The following is a 26,612-nucleotide window of genomic DNA, read 5'->3' as shown; positions in this document are numbered from 1 at the left end:
TCGGTACGGTGAACCGGGGTCCGTCGCGGCCTGTGACGAACCCTGGCCCGAAAGGAGATGCACCGTGGTACGGCAGCCGGCTCGGACCAAGCAGCCGAACAGGATGCGGCGCGTCGAGCCGACACCCGGATTCGAGTCAGATCCGGGACCGGAATGGCGGCACTACGACGCACTGGAACTCCCGCCCCTCCTCGGAGCCGCCTTGGAGGAGTTCCGCGCCCACGGGTACCACGGGGGTTCGATCCGGGCCATCGCCGGTCGGGTCGGAGTGACCCTGCCCACGCTCTACTACCACCACGGCAGTAAGCAGGGGCTGCTCGTGGCTCTCCTCATGGGATCGATGCACGACGTGCTGGTCCGCACCCGGCGCGCTCTGGAGGGGGCGGGCGACCGGCCCGAGGAGCAACTGGCCGACGTCGTCGAGGCGGTCACGCTGTACATGACCCACCGGCGCCACCTTGCTTTTCTGGACGGGGAGATCCGCAATCTGGAAGCCGACAACCGGGAACGCTACCGCGCGGAGCGCGAGGAACTCTCGGTGATGCTGCGCCGTATCGTGACGGACGGTGTCGCGGACGGCGTGTTCACCACCGCCTATCCCACTGAGGCGGCTCGGGCCGTCCTGTCCATGTGCCAGGCGGTCGCCACGTGGTACCGGACGGACGCTCCGCTGACCGAGGCGGAGGTCGCCCGGAGGTACGCCGTGATCGCCCTGGACACGGTCGGCTGCCGTGGACGCGGCACAGCGGTCCAGGGGCGATGACGCCGATGCGCCGGAGCCGAGCCGGGCGGTGGGCCTCGGCTCCTCCCACGACCGGGAGGACCTGCCCGGGGCCGGGGCTACAGCTCGACGGTGAGCAGTGTCTGCAGGTACCTGCGGACACTGCCCGCCATGTCGACCGCGTCCCGGTCGTAGAGCCATTGGATCTGCAGGCCGTCCACCAGGGCCAGCATCCACCTGGCCGCATCACGGGGGTCGACGCCGGCGCGCAGCTGACCGGCGTCGGCGATCTCCTGGAACGACTTCTGCACGGACGCCGTGACCCAGGCGTAGCGCTGTTCGAAGTAGTCGTGCACCGGGTGCTCACGCGACGTCGCCTCGGCGGACAGGACCGCATAGAGCTCGGTCAGCGCGGGGCTCTCGCGCTGGTTGGACTCGATGAGGGTGATCAGGGCGCGGAGGTATACGAGGCCGCCTGCGGCGCGCGCCTCCTCGATGACTTCCCGTGCTTGGGCGTCGCGCCAGGTGAGCACGGCCTCGATGATGTGGTTCTTGCTCGGGAAGTGATGCAGGAGGCCTGCCTGGCTCAGTCCCGCGCGTTCGGCCACGTCCCGCAGTGACCCCTTGTGGAAGCCTGCCGTCGAGAAGACCCCTACCGCCGCGTCGATGATCTCCCGCCGCCGAGCCGCGCTCTTGGCGTATTCCCCGCGGAGTGATGGTGGCGTCGTCATGCCAGTACCGTAACCTGCACCGACGGGAAAACCTAGCGGTTGCACGGTTTCGGCTGAACCGGCCCTCGCCAGTCATGTCGATGCAGATGCGTCACGCCGTCGTGGACTCGCCGTCCCAGCCCGTGTAACGGTAGTCGCCGAACCGCACCGTGCCCTCGCGGGCATGGACCCCGATGCCCCTGCCGGTGAAGGACGCGGATGTCTCCGCCGTCCAGTACCGGCCGTCCAGTTCGGCGAGCAACGTGCCGTCGGCCAGTAGCCGGATCCGGTCGCCACGCAGCCACGGTGACGGCTGCGGGCGGTTGCATCTCGACTCGAAATTGCGCCCGCACAGCGGAGAGCGCTTGATGTTGAGTCCCGGCCCCAGCACGACGTGCACACCCAGGGCACGGGCCTCGCGCCCGATCGCGGCCCCCACGCGCGCGGCCACCTCCGAATCCCGGCTGGAGGCCACCACGACCGCGGACGGAAAGCAGGTGGACGGCCGGCTGGCGTGGAACCCAAGTGGTCGGCGGCCGCCACCTCCTGACGGCGTGTCCCGTGCGGGCCGTAGGTGAGGACCAGCGAAGGGATCCCGGCGTCCGCCAGCGGCACGGTCGACCAGAAGTCACGGCCCGAAAGCAGCGAGACCTTTCGCTCCAGCGGCAACGCGGCAGGGTCGACGGCAGTCCTGTGGTCGGCATGCACACGTCTTCTCCAGGCGGCGGTGGCGTGCGGTGGCGCGGACCCCCAACTGAGAATTGACCACTATTCAAAATTTACTGACAGGACTCCGGCGCACCGATACCCGGGAGTGTGAAGCGAACGCCCCTGCCGCCTCCCCGGCGCGCGGTTCGGAGTCGGGCACCTCCGGGCCCGCGCACAGGCGCATGAACACCTCGGCCGGTCGGGCCAGATCCAGGGTCGGGTCGAAGTACCACTGCACCTGCAAGCCGTCGAGAACCCCCATGAGCAGCCTGGCCATGTCCTCGCTCCAGCCCCTCGGCCACCACCGACGTGAGACCGCTGTACCGCTCGGCGAACAACTCGTGCCCCCGGTGCTGGGGATCGGTGGCCGCACTCATCAGAGTCACGTAGAGCTTGATCAGACCGGGCTGCTCCAACGCCGCCGGGAGCAGTTCCTCACGCGAGGAGAAGTAGTACATCAGCGCCGGCTGCTTCACGCCCACGCGGTCCGCGGTCACCCAGTTCGGCGAACGCCTCCAACGCGGCATCCAGGATGCGCTCACGCCGCTCGATGCTCTTGCGGTAGGGCCCGCGCGGTTTCCTGGGAGTGGTCACGCGCCGACGATACTCGACGCGCACAGCCCCTAGGGCGCCGACGGGGGCCGCGACCCGCGCGAGGTGATCCAGAGGCGCACACGCCTTACGTCGGTGTTATACGAACGTATAGCATCGCGACATGACCGATGAAGGTGTGCTCGATCCCTGGGTTGCCGACTGGCTCCAGCAGAACTCCCGGCAGATCCCCATGAAGGACATCTACCTCATGGCCCGTCCGACGGAGTCTCCGTTCCCCGTGACCCGCGCACTGCCGCACGTCGACGACGAGGTCGTCTCCGGGATCCCGGTGCGCATCTACCGGGGGGAGAGCCGACCGACCGGGCTCGTCGTCTACTTCCACGGCGGCGGCTGGTGCACAGGCAGCATCGGACTCATGGACAACGTCGCGCGCGAGCTCGCCCACGCCACCGGCGCTGTCGTGGTGTCCGTCGAATACCGCCTTGCACCCGAGCACCCGTTCCCGGCAGGGCTCGACGACTGCGAGACGGTGACCCGTTGGGCGCTCGCCAACACCGCCCGTTTCGACGTGCCGCCGTCGAACGTCCTCATCGCCGGGGACAGCGCCGGGGGGAACCTCGCCGCGGCGCTCACCCTGCGACTTCGCGGCGCCGCCGGCGTCCGGCTCGCCGGCCAGGTCCTCATCTACCCCTCCGTCGCCACGCCGACCGCGAACTTCCCTTCCCAGAAGGAGTTCTCGGGTCTCAACATGCCCGCGGAGGACGCGGAGTGGGTCTGGAACGCGTACAGCGGGGGCCGGAACCTGGCCGACGATCCGCATTTCACCCCCTTGGCGGCCGAATCGCTCGCAGACCTGCCGCCGGCCTTCATCGTCCTCGGTGGCTGCGACTTCCTGCGCGACGAAGGGCGCGCCTACGCCGCGCGGCTGCGCGACGCGGGCGTCGACGCCGAAGACGTCTGCTTCCCGGGCCAGATCCACGGCTTCATGAATCACATGTTCCCGGCGGCGGCCGACGCCTTCGAGCAGATCGGCATCTGGGTTCGACGACGCTGCGACGCCACCGACCCCCGCCTTCCGTAGCCCGTACGACCGACACACGAGGAAGGGCGGGCCGGAGCAGAGCGGGCGACTCTCAGGTGAGCACGCCGGCAAGACGGCCCGCGATCAGCGCGTGCGCCTCGGTGACGATGCGGCCGATCAGGTCCGCGACCGTCGGGATGTCGTGGATGAGCCCCTGGACCATACCGGCGGTCCAGATGCCCAGATCGGGGTCGCCGACCTCGTACACCTGACGGCCGCGGGCCCCGGCCACGAGGTCGCGGACGTCCTCGAACCTCCCGCCCGCGTTCAGAATCGACACGACCTGCTCGCTGACCGCGTTGCGGGCCACCCGCGCGGTGTTCCGCAGCGGCCGGAAGATCAGGTCGGTGCCCCGCTCATCGGCCTCCACCAGGCGTCGCTTGACGTTGTCGTGCACGGGCGCCTCGACGGTGGCCAGGAACCGGGTGCCCATGTTGACGCCGTCGGCGCCCAGGGCGAGCGCCGCGACCAGCCCGCGGGCATCGGCGAATCCACCGGAGGCGATCATCGGGATGGTGATCTCCTTCGCCGCGGCCGGGATCAGTACCAGGCCGGGAATGTCGTCCTCCCCCGGGTGGCCCGCGCACTCGAAGCCGTCGATCGAGATGCCGTCCACGCCGAGTGCCTGTGCCTTCACGGCGTGGCGGACGCTGGTGCACTTGTGCAGCACCTTCACCTCGCCGGCATGGAACGCCGGAAGGTGCTCGGCCGGGTTGGCCCCGGCCGTCTCCACCACCGGCACCCCCGACTCGACGATCACGTCCCGGTACTCCGCGTAGGGCGGCGGGCTGATCGACGGCAGAATGGTCAGGTTCACCCCGAAGGGCCTGTCGGTCATGTCACGGCAGCGGGCGATCTCCTTCGCCAGGTCCTCCGGCGTCGGCTGGGTCAGCGCTGTGAGGAATCCCAGCCCGCCGGCGTTCGCAACCGCCGACACCAGCTCGGCACGGCCCACCCACTGCATCCCGCCCTGGACGATCGGATACTCCACTCCGAACACGTCGCAGAACCGTGTACGCACCATGTCGAGGTTCCTTTCCGCTCTGATTTCCCGGACACACTAGCGTCCCTATCGATCGATAGATAATGTGGTGACGGATCTCTCGCCGCACCGAGGATCCGCGCATCCAGATGTCCATATCGACCGATAGATATCCGGAGATGGTGACGGCAGCCGGTCGGGGGCAGCGTGCAGCCGACACCGCAACCCGCCGTGGACGAGACGCGAAGGCTGCGGCAGACCCGCCGCCACCGCCTCAGGGCTCAGCCGAGCGCGACCATCCGCCCCCGACCGACACAGAGAGAGCGACCGATGACTTTGCGCACCGCCAAGGAGTACCGCGAGGGCCTGCGGGACGGCAGGACCGTCTTCTACCGCGGCCGCCGCGTACCTGACGTTCTGCAGGAGCCCGAACTGTCCGTCGCGGTCGATCACTCCGCGCTCTGCTACAGCATCGCCGACCGGCACCCGGAACTCGCCGTCGCCCAGGGACCCACCGGCGCCTACTCGGCCTTCTACCAGGTGCCGCGGACGGCCGAAGACCTCAGAACCCGCGGTCACCTCATCGAGACCGTGTCCTCCCTGGGAGCCGGCACGATCGTCCTCAAGGAGGTGGGCAGCGACGCCCTGTTCGCCCTCCTGCGCGCGCTGGACGGGGAAGGGCTGGAAAAGGCGCGTGCCTACCATCAGCGGGTGTGCGACGGGGACCTGGCGCTGGCGGTGGCGCAGACCGACGTCAAGGGCGACCGTTCACTCCCTCCGCACCGGCAGGCCGATCCGGACCTCTACCTCCACGTCGTCGACGAGGACGCGGAGTCGATCACGGTGCGCGGGGCCAAGTGCCACACCTCCTTCTCCGCGAACGCCGACGAACTGATCGTCCTCCCCACCCGTGCCATGGGGCCCGAGGACCGGGACTACGCGGTCTCGTTCGCGATTCCCGTCGACACCCCCGGCCTCCACCTGTATGTCTCGCCGTACTCGGCCGGGGAGCGCAACGACTTCGACTTCCCGCTGTCGTCGAAGCACAAGCTCCTGGAGAGCCTGACGGTGTTCGACAACGTCCGCGTGCCGAAGGAGCGGGTCTTTCTCAACCGCCGCCCCGAGCTGGCCGGCCCACTGGCCATCTCGTTCGTCGACTACCACCGATTCACGGCCATCAACTACAAGCTGCCGCTGCTGGACGTCCTCGTCGGGTCGGCTTCGCTCATCGCCGAGTACAACGGCATCAGCCGGGCGGGACACGTCAGGGACAAGATCGCCCAGCTGATCGCCTATGCCGAGACCGTCCGCGGCCTCGCCGAGCTGGCCGCGGTCCGCTCGCGGCCCGGACAGCACGGCATCCAGCAGCCCGACCCGCTCGCGGTCAACACCGCCAAGTACACCTTCGCGCACGGCTTCCACGACGCCGTCGCCAAGCTCATGGACCTCTCCGGCGGCCTGCTGGTCACCGGTCCCGGCGGCGAGGACTGGGCCGACCCCGACATCCGCGCCGTACTCGAGAAGTACTACGCAGCCGCCGTCCCTGCCGAGCAGCGGCTGCGGATGCTCAACTTCATCGGCGATCTGACCGCTCGTGACTACGGCGGCTACCAGGCCGTTCTCGCCACCCATGCCGAAGGGTCGCTGGAGGCCGAGAAGATGCAGATCGCCCGCTCCTACGACCCCACCCGGGCGCGCGAGTACGTCACCCGGCTCGCCGACCTGGAACTCGGCTGAGGGGGGTGGCAGGATGACGGGACCTCTCGCAGGGCTGCGCGTCGTCGAGCTGGCCGGCATCGGTCCGGGGCCTCACGCGGCCATGATCCTCGCCGACCTCGGCGCCGACGTCGTTCGTGTCGAACGACCGCGTGGCGGGCTCGATGTCACCGACGGCAGACCGGACCACCTGCTGCGTGGGCGCAGGTCTGTGGCGGCCGACCTCAAGACGCGCCAGGGCGGCGAGCTGGTGCTCCGGCTCGTGGCCCGGGCCGACGTGCTCATAGAGGGGTTCCGGCCGGGGGTCGCCGAACGCCTCGGTGTAGGTCCCGAGGACTGCCACCGGGTCAACTCGCGCATCGTGTACGGGCGGATGACGGGCTGGGGCCAGGGCGGCCCGATGGCGCAGCGAGCCGGACACGACATCAACTACATCAGCCTGACCGGCGCCCTGCACGCTGTCGGACGGCCCGCGGAACGCCCGGTGCCTCCCCTGAATCTCGTCGGCGACTTCGGCGGCGGCTCGATGTTCCTGCTGATCGGGGTCCTCGCCGCACTGTGGGAACGGGAACGCTCGGGCGAGGGCCAGGTCGTGGACGCGGCGATGGTCGACGGCACCAGCGTGCTGCTGCAGATGATGTGGAGCATGCGGGGCCAGGGCACCTGGTCCGACGAGCGGGGAGCCAACCTGCTCGACGGCGGCGCACCGTTCTACGACACCTACACGTGCCGGGACGGCCGGCACGTAGCCGTCGGAGCAATCGAGCCGCAGTTCTACCAGGCTCTGCTCACCGGACTCGGACTCGACCCGGTCTCGCTGCCCGAGCAGCGAGACCGGTCCGGGTGGCCCGTACTGCGGGACCGGCTCACCAGGGCCTTCCTCACGCGTTCCCGCGACGAGTGGGCCGAGATCTTCGCCGATGTCGATGCCTGCGTCACTCCGGTCCTGGCCCCCGGTGAAGTGCCGCACCATCCCCACCTCGCGGACCGCTCCACCCTCACGGAGATCGACGGCGTACTGCAGGCTTCGCCGGCACCGCGCTTCTCACGGACCGCCCCGCAACAACCGGCCCCTCCCCCAGCACCCGGGCAGGACGCGGACGCCGTGCTCGCCGACTGGAAAGCCTGAAAGGTCCCCGATGGCAGCCCCCATCCTCGTCGAATACGACAGCCCCGTACTGCGGATCACCTTCAACCGGCCGGAGCGCCTGAACGCTCTCACCACAGGGATGCTGACTCTTGCCGCGGATGCGGTGGAGGCAGCCGGCAGTGACACCGGCGTCAGGCTCGTAGTACTCCGCGGGGCAGGACGCGCCTTCTGCGCCGGGGTCGATCTCGCCGGGGACGCGGACGGGACGCTGCCCGGCACCGATACGATCGACGCCGCGAACCGGCTCACGCTGGGCCTACGGGAAATTCCCCAGCCCGTCCTGGCTGCCGTGGGCGGACCCGCGGTCGGCGTCGGCTGCTCCGTGGCTCTCGCCGCCGATGTGACGGTGGCCCGGGCCTCGGCTTACTTCCTCCTCGCCTTCGCACAGGTCGGCCTCATGCCCGACGGCGGTGCCACCGCACTCGTTCCCGCCGCGATAGGCCGTGCCCGCGCGACCCGTATGGCGATGCTCGCCGAACGCGTTGCCGCGCCCGTTGCCGAAGAGTGGGGCCTGATCACTCACTGTGTGCCCGACGCCGCCTTCGACGACGAAGTCGAGCGGCTGACACAGCAGTTCGCCCAGGGCCCCACAGCGGCGTACGCCCGGGCCAAGCACGCCGTCAACGCGTCGTCGCTGGCGCAGTTGCGGAGTGCTCTGGACATCGAACGTGAAGGCCAGACACAGCTGTTCGCCACGGCGGACTTCGCGGAGGGTGTCGCCGCCTTCCGCGAGAAGCGCCGCCCCGAGTTCTCCGGAAAGTAGGCCCGGCCCGCCGGCCGGACAAGGAGCCCCCATGGAACGCAACCTGTACACCCCGGACCACGAGGCCTTCCGTGACAGCGTCCGCACGTTCGTCGAGCGCGAGGTCGCACCTCATTTCCAGCAGTGGGAGGAGCAACGCCTCGTCGACCGCCGGTTGTGGCAGGCGGCCGCCCGTCAGGGCATCCTCGGGCTCGCCGTGCCTGAAAAGCACGGTGGAGGCGGTGAGCACGACATCCGCTTCCGCGCGGTGGTGATGGAAGAGCTGGCCGCGATCGGTGCCGCCTCGGTGCAACTGGGCCTCAGTCTCACCGAGGACATCGCGATGCCCTACTTCCTCGAACTCACCGACGAGGACCAGAAGCGCCGCTGGCTGCCCGGTATCGCGGCCGGAGAGCTGATCTCCGCCATCGCCATGACCGAGCCGGACGCGGGCAGCGACCTGCAGGGCATGCGCACCACCGCAGTGCGCGAAGGTGATCAGTGGCTGCTCAACGGCGCCAAGACGTTCATCACCAACGGGATCCAGGCCGACCTCGTCGTCGTCGCCGCACGTACCGACCCCTCCGCCGGGTCGAAGGCGATCAGCCTCTTCGTGGTCGAACGGGACACCCCCGGGTTCAGCCGGGGCCGGAAGCTGGAGAAGATCGGCCTGCACGGCCAGGACACCGCTGAGCTGTTCTTCCATGACGCCCGGGTGCCCGCCGCGAACCTGCTCGGCGAACCGGGCACCGGGCTGCGCAGCCTGATCCGGTGCCTGCCGCGAGAGCGTCTCGCGATCGCGATGAACGCCCAGACCGCCGCGGAAGCCGCCTTCGGCTGGACCCTGGAGTACGTGCGTGAGCGCAAGGCCTTCGGCCGGCCGATCGCCTCCTTCCAGCACACCGCCTTCACCCTCGCCGAACTGCGCACCGCACTGGATGTCAGCCAAGCGTTCATCGACCGGGCGATGCTCGCCCTGAACGACGGCCGGCTCACCGTGGAGGACGCGGCCAAGGCGAAGTGGTGGGCGACCGAACTGCAGCAGCGGGTGACCGACCGTGGTCTTCAACTCCACGGCGGTTACGGCTACATGACGGAGTACCCGATCGCCCGTGCCTTCCTCGACGGCCGCGTCCAGTCCATCTACGGCGGCACCAACGAGATCATGAAGGAGATCATCGGCCGACAGCTGATCCGCCCGCACTGAGCCGACACGGCCTCAGCCCCAACGGCGGCCCCGCCCCGTCCACACTCATCGAGGCCCCTCTCGCCTGCCCATGACGGGCCTCGTTCCTCCTTCGGAAGGCACGATGACCACGACGCAACCCGCCGCCGACGCCCCCGCAGCCGTACTGGAGCGGCACGGTCATACCGCGCTGATCACGTTCAACCGTCCCAGAGCCCTGAACGCGGTCAACGCGGAGCTGTCCGCGGCTGCAGGGGCCGCGCTGGAGGAGTTCGCCGCCGACCCGGACCTTCGGGTGGCCGTACTGACCGGAGCGGGCCGCGCGTTCTGCGCCGGAATGGATCTCAAGGCCGCCGCCGCAGGCCTGCCCGTCATAGCGCCCGGTCACGAGGAATGGGGATTCGGCGGTGTGGTCAATCACTGGGTGGACAAGCCGCTGATCGCGGCGCTCAACGGTCCGGCCTTTGGCGGCGGCGCCGAAATCGTCCTCGCCTGCGATCTCGCCGTCGCCGACGAGAACGCGACGATCGGGCTTCCGGAGGTACGCCGGGGCCTCATCCCGGGTGCCGGCGGCGCCATACGGCTGCCGCGTGTCATCCCCCGCAGCACAGCGCTGGAGATGCTCCTCACCGGCGAGCCGATCACAGCGGCCACCGCGGAACGCCGGGGTCTGGTCAACAGGGTGGCACCCGTCGGCAGTCCGTGGAGACCGCCCTGGAACTGGCCGCAGCGGTCGCTGCCGGCGCGCCCCTGGCCCTTGGTGCTGTCAAGCGCCTCGTCCACGCCTCTCCCGGCCTCGGATCCGACTGGGAAGCCAACGCTTGGTCCGCCAACGACTCCGAGTGGCAGCGAATCAGCGCCAGTGTGGACGCCTCGGAGGGTCCCCGAGCCTTCGTGGAGAAGCGCGAGCCGCGCTGGACGGCGTGCTGAAGCCAGTGATCACCGGCTTCACCGACACACAGCAGCACGAAGGCGCCATTGGCCCCACTCTGCCGGCACCGGGGAGTGAGCCCCGATCACGGCGCGCACCGACGGTCTCATTGACGCCTGAGTCTCCGATCAGCACGAACATCCGGACACCGAAGCCCACGCCCAACGACAGCGGTCACGTGATTTCCCTTGTTCTACGGCGAGCAATGCTGTATATCGTTCGTTAGATAGAATGCATGGCGCGGGCACCGCAGCCACCCGCCTGAAAGTCCCGGGTCTTCCGGAGCCGCCGGAGGTCGAGTTCGTGAGCCGACTCGGCCCCCGCTGGAGGGCGTGTGAACCAATACACCTTCACGTCCGCCGCCCCCCTGCCGCCCGGACCGAGCCGCGGAGGCCGCAGGCCAGACCAGGACACGGACGACGACCCCCTCCGGCGAACCTGCCGGCAGATCTGCGCCACACGGTCTCCGACACATCTCCGGCTCACCTCGATGGGGCCCCATGTGAAGGAATTCCGCCACTGAACAACATAAAGAGCTGACCAAACCCGTAGAGGCACCGCTCAGGAAATCTGGGAATTTGAACCAGAGATAGACGGACCATCGACACACCTCGTCGCCACAGCCCTGCGGAGGTGACGAACACACCCAATACCGCACCGTGCACCACCAGGCCCACCAGGCGCCAATACCGTGCAGCGCACCCTGTCGGGAGCGGGTTGTCGGCAGCTGTCACGGCGCGCAGTGGACCTTTCCGTAAACCCAGCTGCCGGGTACCTCCGACCGCCAAGGCCGGAATTCCGCGCCGCCGTAGCACGATTTCGGCGCAGGCCCGTGCGGCTTTTCGGCGTTCTCGCACGCGACTTTCGCTTGATCGACGCGGCTCCCGAAGACCCTGGGCGAAAAAACCGAACACCGACCTAGCGGTTGGTCGGATTTCGGTCTACGTTATGCGTCACCTCGCCCCGATGCGCGGGGTGCCCGGACACGTTCCCGTCCCCCAGGACACGCCGAGAGGACGCACCATTGCTCAGCACGAAGAGGCTTTCCGGGGCCGCGGCCGCCGCCGCGATGACACTGGCACTGGCAGCATGCGGCGGCGCGCAGACCGGCAGCGACCAGAGCGGCACACTGACTCTGGGAGCGCTGCTCGCTCCCTCGACGTTCGCCGCCAACGCCGCCAACTGGGGCAACGAGTCACCCTACTTGCAGGCCGCCTACGACACCCTGCTGCGTGAGTCGCCGGACGCCAAGATCGAGCCCTGGCTGGCCACCAGCTGGTCGTACGACTCCAGCAAGACCGTACTGACCATGAAGCTCCGCAACGATGTGACGTTCACCGACGGCACGAAGTTCGACGCCACGGCCGCCGCCAAGAACGTGCTGCGCCTGAAGGACGCGTCGGCGAACAAGTCGAACCTGGCCGCCATCAAGACAGCGACCGCCGTGGACTCCACAACCCTGCGGATCACCCTGACGGTGCCCGAGCCTGCGCTGCTGCACTATCTCGCCCAGAACGCGGGCCTGATGGAGAGCCCGAAGCACTTCGGCGCCTCCGACGAGAAGACCAACCCGGTCGGCTCCGGCCCCTACATCCTGGACAGTGGCGCCACCGTCGCCGGCTCGAAGTACGTCTTCACCAAGAACCCCGACTACTGGGCGAAGGACGAGCAACGGTTCACCAAGGTCGTCATCGGCGTCTACACGACCCAGGCCGCGGTGAACGCCCTGCAGGGGAAGCAGATCGACGGCGCCCAGATCGATCCCGACCACCTCAAGCAGGTCAAGGCAGCCGGGTACGGCGTGCAGGTGAAGCAACACGACTGGACCGGCCTGCTCCTACTCGACCGGGACGGCAAGCTGAACCCCGCCCTGGGCAAGGTGCAGGTACGCCAGGCGATCAACTACGCCATCGACCGCGCCGCCATCCTGAAGACCGTTCACGGATACGGGACAGTCACCGGTCAGGTCTTCGCCAAGAACGACCCGGCCTACATCGCGGAACTCGACGACCAGTACGCCTACAACCCGGCCAAGGCCAAGCAGTTGCTCGCCGCGGCCGGCTATCCCAAGGGCTTCACCCTGCCGATGCCGCTCATCCAGGGTGTCAGCGGCTCCTCGCAGTTCGACCTGATCAAGGAGTACCTCGGCGCGGTCGGCATCAAGGTCGACTATGCGGCCGAGCCGGTGAACAACCTCATCGCCGATCTGCTGGCGCCGAAGTTCGCCGCGAGCAAGATGTCGCTGAACCAGGACCCCACCGCCTGGCAGACCGCCAACGTGGAGATCGCGCCGAGCGCGGCGTTCAACCCCTTCCACACCCAGGATCCGAAGGTCGACCAGCTGCTGGAGACCATGCGCAGCGGCAGCGAGACCGAGGCACTCGCGGCCGCCAGGCAACTGAACCACCACGTCGTCGACCAGGCCTGGTTCGCCCCGTTCTACCGGGTGGACACGATGTACGCCGTCAGCAAGAACATCGAGGTCACCCAGCAGAGCGACAACGTCGTCCCCTACCTCTACAGCTACAAGCCAAAGGCCTGATCCGTCGCGGGTGGGCCGCTCCCCGTCGTAGCGGCCCACACCTCCCGTCTCACAAGGACCTCGATGCTCCGGTTCGTGCTCCGGCGGCTGGCCTCAGGTGTCGTCCTGACAGTGGCCACCTCCGTCGTCACCTTCTTCCTTCTCTACGCCGCCGGCGGAAACATCGCCCGGCGCATCCTCGGGCCGCAGGCCACCACGGTCGGCATCCGGGCCAAGCAGCACGAGCTCGGCCTCGACCGACCGATTCCGGCCCAGTTCGGCCGCTGGGTCTCCCACGCCCTGCGCGGTGACTTCGGCGCGTCGTGGTTCGACAATCTTCCGGTCACCCAGGTGATCGGCGACCGGCTGCCGGTCACCCTCTCGCTGGTCGTCGGAGCCACGCTGGTCACCGCGGTCGTCTCGGTGCTCCTCGGGGTGCTCGCGGCCCGTCGCGACGGCTGGGTCGACCGGCTCGTGCAGTTCGTGTCCATGCTGGGCTTCGCGGTCCCGAGCTTCCTGGTGGCGGTCGCACTCGTGCTGGTTTTCGCCATCAAACTCGGCCTGGTCGCTCCCACGGGTTACACGCGCTTCACGGACTCCCCCAGTGGGTGGCTCTCGTCGATCGTCCTCCCGGTGATCGCACTGTCGATCGGCAGCGTGTCGGGCGTCGCCCAGCAGATCCGTGGTTCCCTCCTCGACGCCCAGCGCCAGGACTGGGTCCGCGTCCTGCGCAGCCACGGACTGCCTGAATCGCGCGTGCTGTACCTGCACGTGCTGCGCAACGCCGCTGGTCCGGCGCTGTCCGTCCTGGGGCTCCAGTTCGTCTCGCTGATCGGCGGTGCGGTGATCGTGGAGCAGATCTTCGCGGTCGCCGGCCTGGGCCAGGCCGCCGTCAGCGCCACCAGCCAAGGCGATGTGCCGGTTGTCATGGGGCTGGTGATCGTGGTCGGCGCCATCGTCGTCGTCCTCAACCTCCTGGTCGACCTGCTGCTGGGTTGGCTGAATCCGAAGGTGCGCCGCGCATGACCACACAGCATCCCCCGCAAGACCTCGCAACGGTCCCGCTGCCGGAAGGCCCCGCGCGCGTCTCGTCGTTCCACCGGCTGCTGCGCAACCCGACCGGGACCGTGTCGCTGGCCTTCCTGATCCTCCTGGCAATCTCGGCAGTCCTCGCACCGCTGCTGGCCACGCACGATCCGAACACCGCCTCGGCGAACGACATCCTCGCCAAGCCGAGCGGCGACCACTGGCTGGGCGCCGACAGTTCCGGGCACGACGTCTTCTCACGCCTGCTCTACGCGTCCCGGCCCACCCTGACCGGCGCGCTGGTAGCCGTCCTTGTCGCCGCGGCGGTCGGAATCACGATCGGCCTGATCTCCGGCTACTACGGCAAGTGGCTGGAGAGCGTCGCGTCCTGGGTGGCGAGCATGCTGATGGCACTGCCCGGAATCGTCGTCCTGTTGGCGGCGCGATCCGTGCTCGGCCCCTCGGTCCTCACCGCGATGACGATCTTCGGTGTGCTGCTGTTCCCGACCTTCTACCGGGTGGTCCACGCCAGCGTCTCCGCGGTGCGGCAGGAGCTGTACGTCGACGCCGCACGTGTCGCGGGGCTGTCCGACGGCAGGATCATCGCCAGGCACATCTTCACCGCGGTACGCGCGCCGGCGATCATCCTGGCCGCCGGCGTCGCCGGCGTCGCCATCGCTGTTCAGGCGGGCCTCGACTTCCTTGGCCTGGGGGACCCGAGTCAAGCCACCTGGGGCGGCATGCTGCAGGACGCGTTCGCCGGCATCTACACCGCCCCGATGCAGCTGCTGTGGCCCAGCATGGCGCTCGGCCTGACCTGCATCGCGCTGGCCCTGCTCGCCAACGCACTGCGCGACGCGCTCACCCACACCGGTGGCGAGCCGGTCAGGCGCCGTACGCGCCGTGCCTCACCGGCTGTCACGGTCACGACCGTACCGGCCATCGTGCACGACGAAGCGGGCACAGGCATGGGCCCGGCGCTCCTGGAGCTCGATGCCCTCTCCATCGGCTACGACAGGCGCGACGGCTCGGTGAAACCCGTAGTGCAAGGCGTTTCCCTGAGCATCCGGCGAGGCGAGGTGCACGGGCTGATCGGCGAGTCCGGCTCCGGCAAGACCCAGACCGCGTTCTCGATCATGCGGCTGCTCCCTCCGGGAGGACGGATCACCGGCGGGACCATCGCGTTCGAGGGCAGCGATCTGGCGCACCTGTCCGAGAAGGAGATGAACCGGCTGCGCGGCCTCAAGATCGCCTACATCCCGCAGGAGCCGATGAGCAGTCTCGACCCCTCCTTCACCGTCGGCCACCAACTGGCCGAGCCGCTGCGGGTCATCAAGGGCATGAACCGGGCCGCAGCGAAGGAGACTGGACTGGCGCTGCTCACGCGGGTGGGGATTCCCGACCCTCGGCGCACCTGGGAGGCATACCCCCACGAGATATCGGGTGGCATGGCCCAACGCATCCTCATCGCCGGTGCCGTCTCGTGCCGTCCCGATCTGCTCATCGCCGACGAGCCCACCACCGCTCTCGACGTGACCGTGCAGGCGGAGGTCCTCGACCTACTGCGCGATCTGCAGAAGGAGTTCGCCATGGCTCTGCTGCTGGTCACCCACAACTTCGGTGTCGTCGCCGACCTCTGCGACCGTGTGTCGGTCATGCGTGACGGGCGGATCGTCGAGACGGGCCCCATGCGGCAGGTCTTCGCCGATCCCCGCCACGAGTACACCCGCGCGTTGTTCGACGCGATCCTCGAGGACAGCCGGCCCCGTGGACCGCTGGCCGCTCCGTCCGCCACACAGGGAGCGCCGTCATGACCGATCGACTGCTCGACGTCGAGAACCTGGTGGTCGAATACCCGGGTCGGGGCTTCGGCAAGAAGCCCTTTCGCGCTCTGCACGGCGTCACGCTCGACATCCGACCCGGCGAATGCGTCGGACTGGTCGGCGAGTCCGGCTCCGGCAAGACCACCCTCGGCCGGGCCGTCCTGGGCCTCGCCCCGGTCACCGGCGGCGCCGTCCACTACCTCGGCCGTGACATCAGCCATCTGTCCCGCAAGGATCGGCGGGCGGTCTCCGACGACATCCAGGTCGTCTTCCAGGACCCCTACTCGTCGCTCAATCCGGCGATGACGATCGGGCAGATCCTTGTCGAGCCGCTGACCGTCAGACAGATACCGAAGGTCCAGGCGACCCGGCGCGTTCACGAACTGCTCGACATGGTTCATCTGCCGGCGGACAGCGCCGGCAGGCTGCCGCGCGAGTTCTCCGGGGGGCAGCGGCAGCGCATAGCGATCGCCCGGTCGCTCGCCCTCGGGCCTCGACTGATCGTGTGCGACGAGCCTGTCTCCGCCCTGGACCTGTCCACCCAGGCCCGGGTGCTGGCCCTGCTGCAAGAGATCCAGGAGACAACCGGGGTGGCCTACCTGTTCGTCTCGCACGACCTCTCCGTCGTACGACACCTCTCCCACCGTGTGGCGGTCATGTACCGCGGCGAGATCGTCGAGTGGGGCGACGGCGATGAGGTGACCGGTAAGCCCAAGCACCCCTACACCCAGCGACTTCTCCTCGCCGCGCCGGTGCCCGACCCGGTGCTGCAGGAGCGGCGTCGAACCGAGCGGCAGCGTCTGCTCAAGAGCGGGCGACAGCAGAGTGAGCCGACCGACGCCCTCGCATGACCACCGACGCTCTCGCATGACCACCGGGGCGCAGCCCGAGCCCCAGCACCTTCTCCGAGAACGGATCCTCCATGCCCTCCCACGTCACGCCCGCCGCCGAGAACGGACAGCTGACCCCGAGCACCGCGGCGGTCCCGGGCGACCGCCTCACCGACGCTCCGCTGCTCGAAAAGCTGGCCATGCTCACCCTTGAGGAGAAGGTGCAGCTGATCACCGGCCGCGATCTGTGGACCACCTGGCCGATGGAGAAGATCGGACTGCGCCGCATGCTCGTCTCGGACGGACCGTCCGGCGTCCGCGGTGAGGTGTGGGACGAACGCGACCAGTCGCTCAACCTGCCCTCGGCCACCGCCCTCGCCTCCTCGTGGGACCCGGACCTGGCGCGGCGCTACGGGGCGGCGGCGGCGGTCGAGGCCCGGCGCAAGGGCGTCGACGCTGTCCTCGGCCCGACGATCAACCTGCACCGCTCCCCGCTGGGCGGCCGGCACTTCGAGTGCTACAGCGAGGACCCCATACTGACGACCGAGCTCGCCAGCGCCTACGTGACGGGTGTGCAGGACAACGGCGTCGGCGCCACCCCGAAGCACTATGTGGCCAACGACTTCGAGACCGAACGCTTCACCGTCGACGTCCGGGCCGACGAGCGCACGCTGCGCGAGCTGTACCTGCTGGCCTTCGAGAAGGCGGTGACCGAGACACGGCCCTGGCTGCTGATGAGCGCCTACAACGCGGTCAACGGGATCCCCGCGACCGAGAACCCGCTGCTGCGGACCCCGCTCAAGGACGAATGGGGCTTCGACGGTGTCGTCGTCAGCGACTGGACGGCCGTGCGCAGCCTGGAATCGGCGAAGGCCGAGCAGGACCTGGCCATGCCCGGTCCCGCCGGACCGTGGGGCGCCGCACTGGTCGAAGCGGTCCGCCGGGGCGAGATCGCGGAGGAGGTCGTCGACCGCAAGGTGCTGCGCATCCTCCGGCTCGCCCGGCGGGTCGGTGCGCTCGACGGCTCCGCTCCGGCCGAACCGGTCTGGGTCGAGGACGGTATCGCCCTGGCCCGGCACGCCGCGGCCGAGGGAACCGTGCTCCTGGAGAACCGCGGTGAGCTGCCCTGGGACGGTGGGACGCTGCGCAAGGTAGCGGTGATCGGCGAGAACGCCCTGGCCGCGCGCACGCAGGGCGGTGGTTCCGCGACCGTGATGCCCGAGTACACCGTCTCCCCGCTGGAAGGACTGCGGGCCGCGCTGCCCGACGCCGAGGTCACCTACTCGGCCGGGGTAACCACCCCCATCGGCGTGGTGGAGCTGCCGCCGGCCCAGATGACCAACCCGGTCACCGGCGGCCCGGGCCTGCGGGCCCGGTTCCTCGCAGGGGACGGCAGGGAACTGTTCACCGAGGACCGTCTCTGCGGCCACCTCGTCTACCTGGGCGGCAAGGCGCCGGTCGGTGAGAGCCGGACCTTCGAACTGACGACCAGGTACACCCCGGCCGAGTCCGGCACCGTGCGGCTCGGCTTCGCGCTGGCCGGTTCCGGCCGGCTCTACGTCGACGGTCACCTGCTCGTCGAGGCCGTGCTCGACGCCGACGAGGACCCGGGCTCCGGGCTGCTCTCCGCGCCGTCCACATCGGCCGAGTTCAAGCTGACCGCCGGGGTCCCGCTGGACCTGCGGCTGGTCTACGACCTCGTGGACCGCACCGGCCTGGGCACACAGGCGATGTCGGTACGTCTGGGCAGTGAGCCCGCTGTGGTCGACGGGGACGCGCTGATCGCCGAGGCCGTCAGTGCCGCGGCCGAGGCCGATGTCGCGGTCGTCGTCGTCGGCACCAACGCGCTCGTCGAGTCGGAAGGCCACGACCGTACATCGCTGTGTCTGCCTGGTCGACAGGACGACCTGGTCCGCGCGGTGGTCGCCGTCAACCCGCGCACCGTGGTGATCGTCAACGCGGGTGCCCCGGTTCTCATGCCCTGGCGCGACCGGGTCGCCGCACTGCTCGTCGGCTGGTTCGGCGGACAGGAGTTCGGCAACACCCTTGCCGACGTGCTCCTCGGCACTGTCGAGCCCGGCGGACGGCTCACCACCACCTGGCCCGCCGAGCAGGCCGACGTCCCCGTGCTCTCCTGCACGCCGGAAAACGGGGTGGTCGAATACGGCGAAGGCATCCATATCGGCTACCGGGCCTGGCTCAGGGCCGGGACGCAACCGGCGTACTGGTTCGGCAGCGGCCTCGGCTACACGGTCGTCGACCCGGTCGAGGTGTCCGCACCGCCGGCTGCGGCGCCCGGTGAGGTGGCGACCCTCCGCGTCCGGGTGGCCAACCGGGGCGGACGCGCGGGCAAGCAGGTCGTGCAGGTGTACGCCGAACGGCCGGACAGCGCCGTCGACCGGCCGGTGCGCTGGCTGGTCGGCTCCTCCCCCGTGGTCGTACCGGCCCGAGGGACCGCCGAGGTGGAGGTCGCCGTACCCACCCGCTACCTCGCCCACTGGGCGGACGGCTGGGCCTACGAGGCCGGCGGATTCATCCTCCGGGTGGGCACCTCGGCCGTCGAACTCCCGCTCCGGACGACGCTGGTGGTGTCCGGATGAGCGGCACGTCCGAGCCGGTTCACCGCCACCCCCACCGAGCCCGGCGGCCTGTCCGCAAAGCCCTCGACCATTCGATGGCATCCGTCATCCGCACCACGTGAGAAGCCGCCGCACATGCCTTACGTACACGCAACTGTCGAGCAGGGAACCTTGCGCGGCATCGGCAACGCCGGTGTCGTCAGCTTCCTCGGCGTCCCCTACGGTGCCTCCACGGCCGGGGACAACCGCTTCCGCCCGCCCAGGCCGGCGGAGCCCTGGGACGGGGTACGGGACGCCCTCACCTTCGGACCCTCGGCGCCGCAGACCGATCTGCGGCTGAACGCCACAGGCAGTCTCGCGCCACTGCTGACCCTTCTCATGCCGCGTGCCGGCGTCCCCACGGAAGGGGGTGCCGTCGACGAGGACTGCCTCCGGCTGAACGTCTGGGCGCCGTCCGGCCGACCCACGGGCTCGCTGCCGGTTCTGGTCTGGCTCCACGGGGGTGGCTACTCCTACGGGTCGGGTAACGAGATGTCCTTCAACGGCGATGTCCTGGCGGCCGCAGGTGACCTCGTCGTGGTGACTGTCACCCACCGGCTTGGGCTCCTCGGCTTCCTCGACCTGCGGGAGCTGGGTGAACCGGGTTCCGCGAACGCCGGGCTGCTCGACATCGTCGCCGCACTGGAGTGGGTTCAGCGCAATGTCGCGGTCTTCGGAGGCGACCCGGCGCGGGTCACCGTGTGCGGTCAGTCAGGCGGCAGCGGGAAGGTCGCGGCGCTGAACGCCATGCCCCGGGCCCGCGATCTCTTCGCCCGTTCGATCATGATGAGCGGACCGTTCGGGCGATCGCACAGCGCGGCGGACGCCGGCGCCCTCCGCGCCCGGACGATGAGTCTCGCCGGCCTCTCCACGGTCGACGAGCTGCGCGCAGCGCCGGTCGCCCGCCTCCTGGATGCGCAGACGGCGGTACTCCGCGACGTGGCACAGATGTCCAGGGGTGACGATGATCGTGGGCTGGAGCTGGACCGGGCACCGGGATTCGGCCCCTCCCACGACCCGGAGGATCTGCCCGGCGACTCCTTCGGCGACGAGGCGACCGACGGCGTGCGGGGCAAGCAGTTGCTGATCGGCTGGACCACGCACGAGTCGAGCTTCCTGATGGCCGCCGACCCGTCGTACCGGACCGGTATGCGGCCGGACGCGGCCTCGGCCCGCGTCGACGCGCTGGCGGACGTCGACGGCGTCACCTACGCCGACCTCGCCGCGCAGTTCCCCTGCGAGGCGCCGCACCTGCTGCTCGCGCGGCGTATGAGCCGGCTCATGTTCCACGAGCCGGCCCGCAGGATCGCCGGGCTGGCGGCGGCGAAGGCCGACGGAGTGTGGGCCTACGAGTTCCGGCAGCCCACCGAGGTGCTGGGCGGCCTGCTGGGCGCGACCCACTCCCTCGACCTGGCCTACGTGTTCGGTACGGTGGACCGCATTCCGCTGACCGGCCGCAGCCTGGACCGGCACCGGCTCTCACGCGACATGATGCGCGCGTGGGCCTCCTTCGCGCACACCGGTGACCCCGGCTGGAAGCCCTGGGCCTCGGCCGAAGCCGTGCACTCCTTCGGAACGTCGTACGGGCCGGATCTGCGGCTCCCCGAGGACGTGGACATGAGCAGCCCACTGGCAGGCTCAGGACCGCAACCGCCGGGGTGAGCGCCGGTCCGGGATCTGTCCTGCCCGCCGACCGGATGCGCCCCCGTTCCCATTCGGCTCGCCGATGCCCACGTCCAGGCCCTCCTTCTCGTTTGCCTGCCTGACCACCGACAGAGAGGAACCTCCGTGAGCACCGACGCTCCCCGTGCGTCCGGTCACGCCGCCACGGCGGCCGACGCCGTCCAGGGCTTCGTGGCCCCGGGCTTCGAAGCCGTGAGCAGGCAACTCGCCCAGCTCGTCGCCGAGAACGCCGACTACTCGGCGCAGTTCTGCGCCTACGCGGACGGCAGGACTGTCGTCGACATCTGGAGTGGGCCCGATGCCGAGGAGAACTCCATCCAGGGGATCTTCTCGGCCACCAAGGGCGTGGTCGGTGTGTGCGCAGCCCTCCTGATCGAACGCGGCCTGCTTGATCCGGACAAGGAGATGAGTCACTACTGGCCCGAGTTCGCCCAGGGTGGCAAGGGATCGGTCACCGTACGCACGGCTCTGTCGCACCGAGCCGGAATCCCCGGCGTCGAACCGCAGGTGACACACGACCAACTCATGGACCACGGCTACATGGCGGCGCGCCTCGCCGCCCAGACGCCGCACTGGCACCCGGGCGCCGCACACGGGTACCACGGCCTCACCATCGGGACGCTCGTGGACGAACTTGTCCGCCGCATCGACGGCCGGATTCTCGACCGGTTCTACCGTGAGGAGATCGGCGTCCCTCGGGACATCGATGTCTTCATCGCGACACCGGAGGACCAGGAACCCCGTGTGCGCGACGTGCTCCCGCAACAGCCCACCGCCGAGCAGGCGGCGGCCATGCAGGGCTCGCCTCTCCGGCAGTCGGGCGACACTCTGCCCGGTATGGCCTTCAACCTGGCAGTCAACGACCCACTGGCCGAGCTGATGCCGAATGTCCGCCGGTACCGCGCCGCAGGACAGCCGTCGGCCGGCGGCGTCGGATCCGCCCGAGGCCTCGCCCGGCTCTATGCCTCCCTGATCAGCGAGGTCGACGGCATGCCGCGGCTGCTGTCACCGGAGACGGTGGCCACAGTCTCGCAACTCCACTCGGTCGGCCTCGACATGGTCCTCTGTCTCCCCACCCGGTTCGGCATCGTCTTCCAGAAGCCGGACCCCACCCGAATGCTCTGCGGCAGCCACCAGTCGTTCGGCCACGACGGTGCCGGAGGTGCCATAGGTATCGCCGACCCGTGGCACTCTCTCGGCTGGGGCTACGTGCCACGCCGGATGTCGACCCCCGGCGGCGCGGACGAACGCGGCCTGACACTGGCCGGCACAGTGCGCCAGTGCCTCGCCGAACAGCGTGCTTGATCCCCTTCTCCTCGAACCAGGCAATGTTCTGCGCCGGGGACCTGAGCGCCGAAGGACACCCGGCAGACGGCAGGATCGCCGAGGACGGCGGCGACGGCTCTGGCGGTGAGCGGCGGAGCGGTGTGCCACCGGGTGGGTGAGCCGCTGACCACGGCGGTCAACGACCCGCCGGTTCCGTCACCTCAGTCGGATATCTCGACCTGTACCTCCACCTCGACAGGGGCGTTCAACGGGAGGACCGCGACGCCAACCGCGCTGCGGGCGTGAACCCGCCGTCGGCCCACAGGTGGGTGACGGAGGCGGTGTCCCCCACGGCGGAGAAGCCGAAGGTGAGCACGCCGACGCCGATCACGAGCATCGCGGTGATGGCGACCACCTTGATGGCCGAGAACCAGAACTCCATCTCTCCGAAGAGCTTGACGGAGATGAGCTTGGCGACGAACAGGACGAAGAGGGCTGTCGCGGCGGTGGCCCAGACGGGTACGGCCGGCCACCAGTAGGCGATGTAGTGGCCGGCGGCGGTCACTTCCGCCATGCAGGCGGAGACCCACAACGCCCAGTACGCCCCCCGACCCCCGCCCCGGCGTAGCAGGCGATCAGGCTGGGGCCGATCCTGGCGATGCCGGCACCGGATCCGTAGAAGAGGCCGACGCCGATGGCGCCGCCGATCGCCATCATCTGAACCTGGCGGGCGCTGAGCACACGCTGGTAGCCCTCGTCGGGCGCTCTGTCTGCGGCGGGGGACCCGCCGTGGTGCTGGTCGACCTGAGTGGTCATGGTGATGCACCTTTCGATCCGTGCCGGACCGGGCTCCCGGTCCGGCCGACGGCTCAGGAGCAGAAGTCGGTGATGGTGGCCGTGAGGATGTCGGTGAGGCGGTCCAACGAGGCCAGGTCGACGTACTCGGTGGCCGCGTGGGCGCCTTCGCCGTCGACGCCGAAGAGCAGACAGGGGATGCCCGCGCGGTCCAGGAGGGCGCAGTCGGTCCAGAACGGTTCGGCCCGCACTACGGGCGGGTGGCCAAGGACCTGCTCGGCGTGGTGGGTGAGCGTACGGACGACATCCGCCTGCGGAGAAGCCTCGAAGGGTTCACGGTGCAGGCCCCGGCTGAGCCGGTAGCGGAAGTCGGGGACCGTCTCGGCGAGACCGTCGAGGAGCTCGGTCAGTTCCCGCTCGACGGTGTCGGCGTGCTCGCCGGGGACGGTGCGGCGCTCCAGGGTGATGCGGCAGTGCGCCGGGTAGGTGGAGGCCTCCTCGCCGCCGTGGATGACGGAGGCGTGCACGGTGCCGGTACCCAGCAGCGGGTGGGCCGGACCTTGAGCGAGACGCCGGCCGAGGGTCTCCAGCGCGACCAGGAAGTGGCCGGCTCTGGCGATGGCGTCGACGCCGAGTTCGGGCCGGGAACCGTGGGCAGCACGGCCCTGGATCTCGACGTCGAACCAGGCGAAACCCTTGTGCGCGAGGGTGACCTCCAGGTGGCTCGGCTCGGTGACGATCGCCGCGTCGGCCGTGAAGGACTCCAGCACCTCCTCGGTGCCCGAGCTGCCGTACTCCTCGTCGGCGACGCAGGCGAGGATGACGTCACCGCGCAGGCCTCTGTGGGAGGTGGCTCGGGCGGCGGCGACCATCATGGCCGCGATGCCGCCCTTCATGTCGAAGGCGCCGCGGCCGTGCATCCTGCCGTCGCGGACCTGCGGGTCGAGCGGGTCGCCGTCGTAGTCGGCGAGGCTGACGGTGTCCAGGTGGCCGTTGAGCATGAGGGACCGACCGCCGCCGGTGCCGCGCGCGATCGCCACGAGCGAGGGCCGGCCGGGCCGCTTCTCCAGGCTGTGGATCTCGAAGCCGCGCGCAGCCAGCCACGCGCCGCAGAACTCGGCGACGGCCCTCTCGCCGGCCCCTCCTGGTACGAGGTCCGGGTTGACGGAGTCGATGCGGATCAGCTCGGCCAGCAGGCGGCCTGCTTCCGGGCCCGGGCGATCGGCGGCGACCGTGGGCGAAGGGTTCTCGGGGAGCATGGGGACCTTCCGGGGCTCGGTGGGCCTCCGGTTGCCGAGCCTCCGGCGGAGGGAGGACCAGCGTGGAGGCAGCGGTGCTTGCCGAGCACCGTGCCGCAACGAGCTCACATCGGTCCAGCGAAGGTTTCCGACCAATAGCCATCGGAAATCCCGAACATTTTGCCTGCGTGTGCCGAGTACGGGGGCATGCCGGATCCGGGGAGCGCCTGCGGGCGCTCCCCGGATCCGGCTGTGGGGTTCTGGTCGGCCGTCCTGGCCTGCGCGGTGGGGTTGGCTACGGACGTGGGCGGCGGTCAGTCCTGGTTGGCCAGGCGCAGGAGGGCGGTGGCCAGGACATCGACGCCGTGGGCGCATGCCTCGGGGGTGGAGTACTCACGGGGGTTGTGGCTGATGCCGTCGTACTCACCGCGTACGAAGATCATGGCGGTGGGACAGAGCGCCGCGATCTCCTGGGCGTCGTGGCCGGCACCGGACAGCAGCGAGATGTGCTCCAGCCCGTGGTCGTCGGCAGCCTGCGCGATGACCTTCTGCACACCCTCGTCGAAGGGGACGTAGGCCGTCCTGGCCATCCGCCGGACGGTCAGCGACAGGCCCGGGCCGCTGTTCTCCAGCCTCTCCAGGAAGGTGGCGAGCGCCTCCTCGGCGCGGGCCATCTGCGCATCGTCGGGGTTGCGCAGGTCGACGGTCATCTCGGCGCGGGCCGGGACGATGTTGGTCAGGTCCGGGTGGACGATCAGATGGCCGACGGTGGCCCGCAGGTCCCCGTACTCGCCGGAGTCGACCAGCTCCCGCAGGTGGACGATGATCTGCGCCGCGGCCAGGCCGGCGTCGGCGCGCAGACGGGTGGGTGTGGTGCCGGCGTGCGCGGCGCGGCCGTGGATGGTGATCTCCTGCCAGGAGATGCCCTGCACTCCGGTGACGACACCGATCTCGACGTCGTTCTCCGCGAGCACCGGGCCCTGTTCGATGTGGCACTCGACGTAGGCGTACGGCGGGGTCAGGCGCACGGCGGCGTGACCGTCGAAGCCGGTGCGGGCCAACTCGTCGCCCAGGGTGCGACCGTCACGGTCGGTCAGGCCGTGGGCGTACGCCAGGCTCAGCCGGCCCGCGGCCACGGCGCTGCCGAGCATGTCGGTACCGAAGCGGACGCCCTCCTCCTCGGTGAACACGCCGACCTCGATCGGGCGGCGGGTGCGGATGCCGCGCTCGTCCAGGGTGCGGACGACCTCGATGCCGCCCAGGACACCGAGGCAGCCGTCGAAGGCACCCGCGGTGGCGACGCTGTCGATGTGCGAGCCGGTCAGCACCGGAGCAGCGGTGGGGTCGATGCCCTCCCGGCGGCCGTAGACGTTGCCCATGCGGTCGACGCGCACGCTCAGTCCGGCGTCCTCCATCCACGCGATGACCTGGCGGCGCCCGGTCGCGTCGGCGTCGGTGAGGGCGAGGCGGTTGACGCCGCGCAGGCCGGTGCGCTCGTCGTCGTACGCGCCGATCTCGGCGAGGTCCGTCAAGGACCGCCACAGGCGGTCGCCGTTGACCGTGATCTTGTCGGGGTCGGAGTTCGTCATGAGTTGTCTCCCGGAGGGTGCCGGAAACGGTGGGTGCAGGGGGACGTCGATCAGCCGGACGCGGTCGCGACCACAAGGCCGAAGCCGATCAGCACGACACCCGTGGTCCGCCCGAGAGCCCGGCGGACGCGCGGCTTGTGCAGGACGGGGCCGGCCTTGGACAGCAGGCACACGTAGCTGCCCAGCCAGGCGAGAGTGAGGACGGCGTGGAGAAGGACGAGGAGCGTCATGGCCCACGCGGTGGGCAGGTGGGGTGGAGCGAGGGTGGGAAGCAGTCCGGTGTAGAAGACGGCGATCTTCGGGTTGAGGACATTGCTCACCAGACCCGTCCGCCATGGGCTTCCGGTGACGTCGGGGGCGTCCGTCGCGGCGGCCGTCGCGGAGCGGCGGTGCTGCCACAGCGCCTGCGCGCCCAGGAACAGAAGGTAGCCGGCGCCCAGGAGCTTGACGGCGAGGTACGCCGCGGGTGACGCGGCCAGCACGGCCGCGAGCCCGGCGACCGTCAGCGCACCCCGGACCAGCAGCCCGGTCGCGATCCCGCCCACGGTGCGCAGCGCGTCTCCGCGCCCGGCGGCGAGGGCCCGGCGGGTCACCACGGCCATGTCCGGGCCGGGTACGACGGTCAGCAGGCCGAGGACGCCGAGCGCCGTCGCGAGGTGGGTCAGCATGCTGCCGTCCTCCTGCTGACGGACCTGGTCGAACGGCTCGGCCGGCTGGGGAGCAAAGGGCGATGTCTCAAAG

22 protein-coding genes and 2 pseudogenes are annotated in these 26,612 nt (G+C 69.8%); 14 read left to right on the top strand and 10 right to left on the bottom strand.

Annotation, left to right across the window (positions count from 1 at the left end; all coding sequences use genetic code 11):
* The first annotated feature begins 64 nt into the window (after nucleotides 1–64).
* Nucleotides 65–763, top strand: coding sequence for a TetR/AcrR family transcriptional regulator (locus ACIRR9_RS18915; protein WP_403752877.1), 699 nt, complete (start codon nucleotides 65–67; stop codon nucleotides 761–763).
* A 77-nt stretch (nucleotides 764–840) separates the two neighbouring features.
* Here ACIRR9_RS18915 and ACIRR9_RS18910 read toward each other — a convergent pair whose 3' ends face one another.
* The 4 genes from ACIRR9_RS18910 to ACIRR9_RS18895 all read right to left on the bottom strand — a co-directional run bounded on the left by ACIRR9_RS18910 (nucleotide 841) and on the right by ACIRR9_RS18895 (nucleotide 2,733).
* Nucleotides 841–1,452, bottom strand: a complete 612-nt coding sequence (locus tag ACIRR9_RS18910; RefSeq protein ID WP_403752874.1) for a TetR/AcrR family transcriptional regulator — start codon at nucleotides 1,450–1,452, stop codon at nucleotides 841–843.
* Between the two features lie 91 nt (nucleotides 1,453–1,543).
* Nucleotides 1,544–1,882, bottom strand: coding sequence for a hypothetical protein (locus ACIRR9_RS18905; protein WP_403752870.1), 339 nt, complete (start codon nucleotides 1,880–1,882; stop codon nucleotides 1,544–1,546).
* A 321-nt stretch (nucleotides 1,883–2,203) separates the two neighbouring features.
* Nucleotides 2,204–2,416 (bottom strand): hypothetical protein, encoded by a 213-nt coding sequence (locus ACIRR9_RS18900; RefSeq protein WP_403752867.1) that lies wholly within the window; start codon nucleotides 2,414–2,416, stop codon nucleotides 2,204–2,206.
* Between the two features lie 158 nt (nucleotides 2,417–2,574).
* Nucleotides 2,575–2,733, bottom strand: coding sequence for a hypothetical protein (locus tag ACIRR9_RS18895; RefSeq protein WP_403752864.1), 159 nt, complete (start codon nucleotides 2,731–2,733; stop codon nucleotides 2,575–2,577).
* Between the two features lie 121 nt (nucleotides 2,734–2,854).
* Between ACIRR9_RS18895 and ACIRR9_RS18890 the strand changes: the two genes are divergently transcribed.
* Nucleotides 2,855–3,775, top strand: coding sequence for an alpha/beta hydrolase (locus ACIRR9_RS18890; protein WP_403752861.1), 921 nt, complete (start codon nucleotides 2,855–2,857; stop codon nucleotides 3,773–3,775).
* Between the two features lie 52 nt (nucleotides 3,776–3,827).
* On the opposite strand, the gene ACIRR9_RS18885 is transcribed toward ACIRR9_RS18890, so the two are convergent.
* A complete protein-coding gene (locus ACIRR9_RS18885) occupies nucleotides 3,828–4,799 on the bottom strand; it encodes an NAD(P)H-dependent flavin oxidoreductase (protein ID WP_403752858.1) in 972 nt (323 codons plus the stop codon).
* A gap of 288 nt (nucleotides 4,800–5,087) precedes the next feature.
* Here ACIRR9_RS18885 and ACIRR9_RS18880 point away from each other — a divergent pair, with 288 nt between their 5' ends.
* The 12 genes from ACIRR9_RS18880 (at nucleotide 5,088) to ACIRR9_RS18825 (ending at nucleotide 22,288) form a co-directional block, all read left to right on the top strand.
* Nucleotides 5,088–6,494: a 4-hydroxyphenylacetate 3-hydroxylase N-terminal domain-containing protein gene (locus tag ACIRR9_RS18880; RefSeq protein WP_403752855.1), complete on the top strand. Its 1,407-nt coding sequence runs from the start codon at nucleotides 5,088–5,090 to the stop codon at nucleotides 6,492–6,494.
* Nucleotides 6,495–6,507: 13 nt separating this feature from the next.
* Nucleotides 6,508–7,602 (top strand): CaiB/BaiF CoA transferase family protein, encoded by a 1,095-nt coding sequence (locus tag ACIRR9_RS18875; RefSeq protein ID WP_403752852.1) that lies wholly within the window; start codon nucleotides 6,508–6,510, stop codon nucleotides 7,600–7,602.
* Between the two features lie 10 nt (nucleotides 7,603–7,612).
* Entirely contained in the window at nucleotides 7,613–8,386 is a 774-nt protein-coding gene (locus tag ACIRR9_RS18870; RefSeq protein ID WP_403752849.1) for an enoyl-CoA hydratase, read from the top strand.
* 31 nt (nucleotides 8,387–8,417) lie between these two features.
* Complete coding sequence (locus ACIRR9_RS18865; protein WP_403752846.1) at nucleotides 8,418–9,572, top strand: acyl-CoA dehydrogenase family protein; 1,155 nt, start codon at nucleotides 8,418–8,420, stop codon at nucleotides 9,570–9,572.
* A 70-nt stretch (nucleotides 9,573–9,642) separates the two neighbouring features.
* A complete protein-coding gene (locus ACIRR9_RS18860; protein ID WP_403752844.1) occupies nucleotides 9,643–10,560 on the top strand; it encodes an enoyl-CoA hydratase/isomerase family protein in 918 nt (305 codons plus the stop codon).
* Between the two features lie 946 nt (nucleotides 10,561–11,506).
* A complete protein-coding gene (locus ACIRR9_RS18855) occupies nucleotides 11,507–13,024 on the top strand; it encodes an ABC transporter substrate-binding protein (RefSeq protein ID WP_403752841.1) in 1,518 nt (505 codons plus the stop codon).
* 63 nt (nucleotides 13,025–13,087) lie between these two features.
* Entirely contained in the window at nucleotides 13,088–14,029 is a 942-nt protein-coding gene (locus ACIRR9_RS18850; protein ID WP_403752838.1) for an ABC transporter permease, read from the top strand.
* Nucleotides 14,026–15,843, top strand: a complete 1,818-nt coding sequence (locus ACIRR9_RS18845) for an ATP-binding cassette domain-containing protein (protein ID WP_403752835.1) — start codon at nucleotides 14,026–14,028, stop codon at nucleotides 15,841–15,843. Before ACIRR9_RS18850 ends, ACIRR9_RS18845 begins: the two co-directional genes overlap by 4 nt.
* Nucleotides 15,840–16,703: an ATP-binding cassette domain-containing protein gene (locus ACIRR9_RS18840; RefSeq protein ID WP_403752832.1), complete on the top strand. Its 864-nt coding sequence runs from the start codon at nucleotides 15,840–15,842 to the stop codon at nucleotides 16,701–16,703. The genes ACIRR9_RS18845 and ACIRR9_RS18840 overlap by 4 nt, the downstream gene beginning before the upstream one ends.
* 71 nt (nucleotides 16,704–16,774) lie before the next feature.
* Nucleotides 16,775–19,282 carry a glycoside hydrolase family 3 protein gene (locus ACIRR9_RS18835; protein WP_403752829.1) on the top strand — a complete coding sequence of 836 codons (2,508 nt, stop codon included), beginning with the start codon at nucleotides 16,775–16,777 and terminating at the stop codon, nucleotides 19,280–19,282.
* 114 nt (nucleotides 19,283–19,396) lie between these two features.
* Complete coding sequence (locus ACIRR9_RS18830; RefSeq protein ID WP_403752826.1) at nucleotides 19,397–20,962, top strand: carboxylesterase/lipase family protein; 1,566 nt, start codon at nucleotides 19,397–19,399, stop codon at nucleotides 20,960–20,962.
* Between the two features lie 126 nt (nucleotides 20,963–21,088).
* Nucleotides 21,089–22,288: a serine hydrolase domain-containing protein gene (locus ACIRR9_RS18825; protein ID WP_403752823.1), complete on the top strand. Its 1,200-nt coding sequence runs from the start codon at nucleotides 21,089–21,091 to the stop codon at nucleotides 22,286–22,288.
* A 182-nt stretch (nucleotides 22,289–22,470) separates the two neighbouring features.
* Here ACIRR9_RS18825 and ACIRR9_RS18820 read toward each other — a convergent pair.
* The 5 genes and pseudogenes from ACIRR9_RS18820 to ACIRR9_RS18800 all read right to left on the bottom strand — a co-directional run.
* A pseudogene (locus tag ACIRR9_RS18820) lies at nucleotides 22,471–22,563 on the bottom strand (RidA family protein); the annotation flags it as partial.
* Nucleotides 22,548–23,065, bottom strand: a pseudogene (gene proY, locus ACIRR9_RS18815) (proline-specific permease ProY); the annotation flags it as partial. The pseudogenes ACIRR9_RS18820 and proY, both read right to left, overlap by 16 nt.
* A gap of 53 nt (nucleotides 23,066–23,118) precedes the next feature.
* The gene (locus ACIRR9_RS18810; RefSeq protein WP_403752821.1) at nucleotides 23,119–24,303 is read right to left on the bottom strand and encodes an ArgE/DapE family deacylase; all 1,185 of its coding nucleotides are present in this window, start codon (nucleotides 24,301–24,303) and stop codon (nucleotides 23,119–23,121) included.
* 293 nt (nucleotides 24,304–24,596) lie between these two features.
* Complete coding sequence (locus tag ACIRR9_RS18805) at nucleotides 24,597–25,871, bottom strand: M20 family metallo-hydrolase (RefSeq protein ID WP_403752818.1); 1,275 nt, start codon at nucleotides 25,869–25,871, stop codon at nucleotides 24,597–24,599.
* A 50-nt stretch (nucleotides 25,872–25,921) separates the two neighbouring features.
* Nucleotides 25,922–26,539: a LysE family translocator gene (locus ACIRR9_RS18800; RefSeq protein WP_403752816.1), complete on the bottom strand. Its 618-nt coding sequence runs from the start codon at nucleotides 26,537–26,539 to the stop codon at nucleotides 25,922–25,924.
* Nucleotides 26,540–26,612 lie beyond the last annotated feature (73 nt).

Source organism: Streptomyces sp. NPDC101234, from assembly GCF_044767525.1.
GTDB classification, from domain to species: domain Bacteria; phylum Actinomycetota; class Actinomycetes; order Streptomycetales; family Streptomycetaceae; genus Streptomyces; species Streptomyces sasae.
The sequence above is the reverse complement of the archived record's forward strand: the minus strand, read 5'-3'. Positions and strand labels throughout refer to the sequence as shown.